Origin of the sequence: Streptomyces mexicanus (assembly GCF_902506575.1) — a bacterium.
Taxonomy (GTDB): domain Bacteria; phylum Actinomycetota; class Actinomycetes; order Streptomycetales; family Streptomycetaceae; genus Streptomyces; species Streptomyces mexicanus.
Genome location: NZ_LR732544.1, coordinates 2,115,413 through 2,119,986 on the forward strand (window position 1 = coordinate 2,115,413; position 4,574 = coordinate 2,119,986).

Sequence of the window (4,574 nt, forward strand, 5' to 3'; positions counted from 1 at the left end):
GGGGGGGCAGCAGGGGTGCGAGAGGGGTGGTTTTTTTGCAGGGGGAGGCCGGCAAGCGAGATTTCTGCCTGTCTGGTGGGCTGGGAGATGTGAAAAAGAAACGGCCCCGGCGCCGGGCCCCCCCCGGCGCGGCGGGCGGCCGCGGGGGGGGTGGCCCGCCGCGCCGGGGGTGGCCCGTCGCCGGGTGGGACTGTCGGTCGCCGTCAGGGCTGGAAGTCGGCCTTGTGGTCCTCGGCCCACTGGGCGAAGGTGCGGGCGGGGGTGCCGGTGATCTTCTCCACGGTGTCGGTGATCTCCGGGGTGGCGCCGACGGCGGCCCGGAAGGTCTCCAGCAGTCCCCGCAGCGCGTGCGGCGGGACGTGCGGGAAGAGTTCGGGTCCCGCCTGCTCGGGCGGCACCTCCTCGAAGGTCAGCTCGCGGCCCAGGGCGCGGCCGATCGCGGCGACCTGCCCGGCGCTGCTGACGGCCTCGGGGCCGGAGAGCCGGTGGACGGCGCCCTCGTGGCCGTCGTCGAGCAGGGCGCGTTCGGCGACGGCGGCGATGTCGTCCTCGTGGATGGGCGCGGAGCGGGCATCGGCGAAGACACCGCGGACGGTGTTCCCCGCGCGGATCTGCGGCGCCCACTGCAAGGCGTTGGTGGCGAAGGCGCCCGGCCGCAGGAAGGTCCACGCCAGCCCGCTGTCGCGGATCGCCCGCTCCACGGTGTCGTGCATGACGTAGATGGGGTGGGTCTCGTCGGCGCCCTCCGCGACGATGGCGGAGGAGAGCAGGACGACGTGCCGGACGCCCGCCGCGCGGGCCGCCGCCAGGAGGTCGGCCGTGCGGTCGCCGGTCGCCTGGACGTAGAGGAAGAGCCGGCTCGCCCCGGCGAACAGGGCGGCGGGGTCGTCCGGCTGGAACCGCACCACTTCGGCGGGTTCGGGCAGGTGGGCCCGGTGCGGGTCGCGGGTGAGCGCCCGCACGGGCCGGCCTGCGGCGACGAGGCGGTCGACGAGGGCACGGCCGACGTTGCCGGTGGCGCCGGTGACTACGATCACGGTTTTCCTCCGTGGCTCGGGCGGTTCGCGGGCTGATCGTCCTTCGGGCGTCCGAGCCTAGGGAGGACGATCAGTGCTCCGCATCGTCGTCAGGGACCAGGCGTGTCGTACGTCCCCGGTCCTACGTCCGTTGCCGGTCCTGCGCCGGTTCCTGTGCCCGTGCCCGGTCCTGCGCCGGTTCCTACGTCCGTTGCCGGACCTACGCCCGTTCCTGCGCCCGTGCCCGGTCCTGCGCCCGTCGCTAGGCCCGTGCCTGGGTCTGCACCTGTGCCTGCGAGGCCTCCTCCGCCTCCCCGGACCGCTGCGGCTCCTGCGCAGCCTGCGTCTGCTGGGCCTGACGGACGCGCAACGCCCGGGCGAGGTCGTCGAGTTGGTCGGTGAGCTTGCGTCGCAGGGCCGGGATCGGGTCGCCGTCGCGCAGGCATGCCTCGCCCAGGCTCAGGTGGTCGGCGTCGACGGCGTGGGCGGGGAACGCCCAGCGGCCGGCGGCGTCGGCGATGGCGGGGCCGCGCCGGGCGGCGAGGGTGACCGCGTCGTCGTAGTAGCGCGGCACGTACTCCCCTACGAGGTCGGCCTGTTCGGGCTGCCAGAAGCCCCGGGCGGTGGCGGTGAACAGGTAGTTGGACAGGTCGTCGGAGGCGAACATCGCCTGCCAGGCGGCGCGCTTGGCCTCCGGGTCGGGCAGCGCGGCTCGGCAGCGGGCGGCGCCTTCCTGGCCGGTGGCGGACGGGTCGCGGTCGTGTTCGGCGGCGATGGCGGCCTCGTCGACGGCGCCGAGGACGGCGAGCCGGGCGAGGATCCGCCAGCGCAGTTCGGGGTCGAGTTCGGGGCCGCCGGGGACGGTGCCGTCGGCGAGCCAGGCGGCGATCGTGTCGGGGTGGGCGGCGCTGTCGATGAGGTGGCGCACGGCGATCAGGCGCAGGCCGGGATGGTCGCCGTCCTCGGTGCGGCGGATCAGGTCGCGGCACAGGGTGGTGAGCGTGGCGAGGGCCGCGGGCCGCTGCCCGGGGGCGAGGTACTGGTCGGCGACATGGGTGCGGGCGAAGGCGAGCACGCCCTGGACCAGGGCGAGGTCGGTCTCCTCCGGCAGGTGGGCGGCGGCGGTCGCCAGGTAGTCGGTGGGGGCGAGCAGGCCGTCGCGGACCATGTCGCGCAGCGTGTTCCACACGACGGCGCGGGTGAGCGCGTCGGGGATGCCGGACAGTCCGCGCAGGGCGGTCTCCAGGGAGGTGTCGTCGAGGCGGATCTTGGCGTAGGTCAGGTCGAGGTCGTTGGGCACGACCAGGGCCTGTCCCTTATACACACCTGACGCTGCGCGGGGCTCGGGGGTGCCCTCGTGCGGTACGTCGGTCTCGTAGCGTTCCCGCAGGGTCAGGGTGCGGCCGTCGGAGAGGTCGCGGTCGTAGACGCCGACGGTGACGCGGTGGGGGCGGCTGCCGTCGCGGTCGAGGGTGAGGGTCCACTGGCCGGGGCGGGCGTCGAGGGCGGCGGTGAGGGTGTCGACGCCGGTGGTGCGCAGCCAGGCGTCGGCCCAGGCGTGGACGTCGCGGTCGGTGGCGGAGGCGAGGGAGTCGATGAAGTCGGCGAGGGTGGCGTTGGCGAACCGGTGCCGCCGGAAGTGGGTGTTGATGCCGGCGAGGAAGTCCTTCTCGCCGAGCCAGGCGACGAGTTGGCGCAGTGCGGAGGCGCCCTTGGCGTAGGAGATGCCGTCGAAGTTGAGCAGGGCGGAGGCGGTGTCGGGGACGGCCTCGGGGGCGACGGGGTGGGTGCTGGTGCGCTGGTCGGCGTCGTAGCCCCAGGCTTTGCGGGTGACGCCGAACTCGACCCAGGGCTCGGTGAACCGGGTGGCCTCCAGGGTGGTCTGGTAGCCCATGTACTCGGCGAAGGACTCGTTGAGCCAGATGTCGTCCCACCATTTGAGGGTGACGAGGTCGCCGAACCACATGTGGGCCATCTCGTGGGCGATGACCATGGCGCGCATCTGGCGTTCGGTGTCGGTGACGGCGGAGCGGTAGACGAACTCGTCGCGGAAGGTGACCAGTCCGGGGTTCTCCATGGCGCCGGCGTTGAACTCGGGGACGAACGCCTGGTCGTAGGAGTCGAACGGGTAGGGCTCGTCGAACTTCTCGTGGTAGCGGTCGAAGCAGGCGCGGGTGATGTCGAGGATCTCCTCGGCGTCGGCGTCGAGGTGGGGGGCCAGTGAGCGGCGGCAGTGGATGCCGAAGGGCAGGCCGCGGTGCTCGGTGCGCACGGAGTGCCAGGGGCCGGCGGCGACGGCGACGAGGTAGGTGGAGATGCGGGGGGTGGTGGCGGCCTTCCAGACGCCGTCGCCGGTGTGCTCGGTGATGCCGTTGGCGAGGACGGTCCAGCCCTCGGGGGCCTTGACGGTGACGTCGAAGGCGGCCTTGAGGTCGGGCTGGTCGAAGGCGGCGAAGACGCGCTGGACGTCCTCCATGAACAGCTGGGTGTAGGCGTAGGTCGCGCCGTCGGAGGGGTCGGTGAAGCGGTGCATGCCCTCGCCGGTGCGGGAGTAGCGCATGGCGGCGTCGATGCGCAGCTCGTGCTCGCCGGGGGTGAGGCCGGTCAGGGGCAGGCGGTTGCCGGTCAGGCGCGTGGGGTCCAGGGGCTGTCCGTCGAGGGTGGCGGAGCGCAGCCGGGCCGGCTTCAGCTCGACGAAGGTGTCCGTGCCGTCCTGGCCCGTGTCCGTACCGGTGCCGGTGCGGACGGTGAACCGGATGACGGTCCGGGAGTCGAAGGTGTCGTCCCCGGTGGTGAGGTCGAGGTCGACGGTGTAGCGGTGGACGTCGAGGAGCTGGGCACGGATCTGCGCTTCGTCGCGCGTGAGTACGGACATGGACGCCATGCTGCCTGATGGCACCGACCGGGCACGAGGGGGTATGGGGGACCCGCCCCGGTGGACGCCGCTCCCGCGCCCGCGCACGGCCCGGCGGAGCCCGCGCGCGGCCTTCGGAGCGCGCGGCCCCTCCCCGCGCGGTCGCGGGGACGGGCGCGGCACGGCGGCCGGGTCGCCGCCGCGCGGGCGGCCATTTCAGCTCGCCGCCGCGGGCCTTCCGTTGCCGGAGTCCTCGGCGATGCGTTCGTGGTGGCGGATCACCTCGGCGATGATGAAGTTCAGGAACTTCTCGGCGAACGCCGGGTCGAGTTTGGCGTCCTCGGCGAGGGCCCGCAGGCGGGCGATCTGCCGGGCCTCGCGGGCCGGGTCGGCGGGCGGCAGCCGGTGGGCGGCCTTGAGGTGCCCGACCTGCTGGGTCGCCTTGAACCGCTCGGCGAGCATGTGGACGACGGCCGCGTCGATGTTGTCGATGCTGTCGCGCAGCCGCGTGAGTTCGTTCAGGACGGCGGGGTCGACGTCACCGGTACCGGTGCTGCTGGTGGTCATGGGGATCAACCCTACGGGGTGGGCTGGGGCTTGATCACGGGCGCATGGCGCGACGCGCGGGCGCACGCCGGTCCCCGGGCCGGGACGGCCCGCGCCGCACGGTGCGAGGACGACCGGACACGGCCGCAGGACTGCCC

General features: G+C 73.7%; 3 protein-coding genes. All 3 read right to left on the minus strand.

Annotated elements, in window-relative coordinates:
- Positions 1 to 203: 203 nt before the first annotated feature.
- The 3 genes from GV126_RS09500 to GV126_RS09510 all read right to left on the minus strand — a co-directional run bounded on the left by GV126_RS09500 (position 204) and on the right by GV126_RS09510 (position 4,437).
- On the minus strand, positions 204 to 1,037 hold the full coding sequence (locus GV126_RS09500) for an NAD(P)H-binding protein (RefSeq protein WP_159664413.1): 834 nt from the start codon (positions 1,035 to 1,037) through the stop codon (positions 204 to 206).
- A 241-nt stretch (positions 1,038 to 1,278) separates the two neighbouring features.
- Positions 1,279 to 3,900 (minus strand): aminopeptidase N, encoded by a 2,622-nt coding sequence (pepN, locus tag GV126_RS09505; RefSeq protein ID WP_201299820.1) that lies wholly within the window; start codon positions 3,898 to 3,900, stop codon positions 1,279 to 1,281.
- 186 nt (positions 3,901 to 4,086) lie between these two features.
- On the minus strand, positions 4,087 to 4,437 hold the full coding sequence (locus GV126_RS09510) for a chorismate mutase (protein ID WP_159664417.1): 351 nt from the start codon (positions 4,435 to 4,437) through the stop codon (positions 4,087 to 4,089).
- Positions 4,438 to 4,574 lie beyond the last annotated feature (137 nt).

What these genes read in the sequence shown, in the direction of transcription:
- pepN (WP_201299820.1), bottom strand. Translation starts at nt 3,900, where the DNA reads ATGGCGTCCATGTCCGTACTCACGCGCGACGAAGCGCAGATCCGTGCC.
- GV126_RS09510 (WP_159664417.1), bottom strand. Translation starts at nt 4,437, where the DNA reads ATGACCACCAGCAGCACCGGTACCGGTGACGTCGACCCCGCCGTCCTG.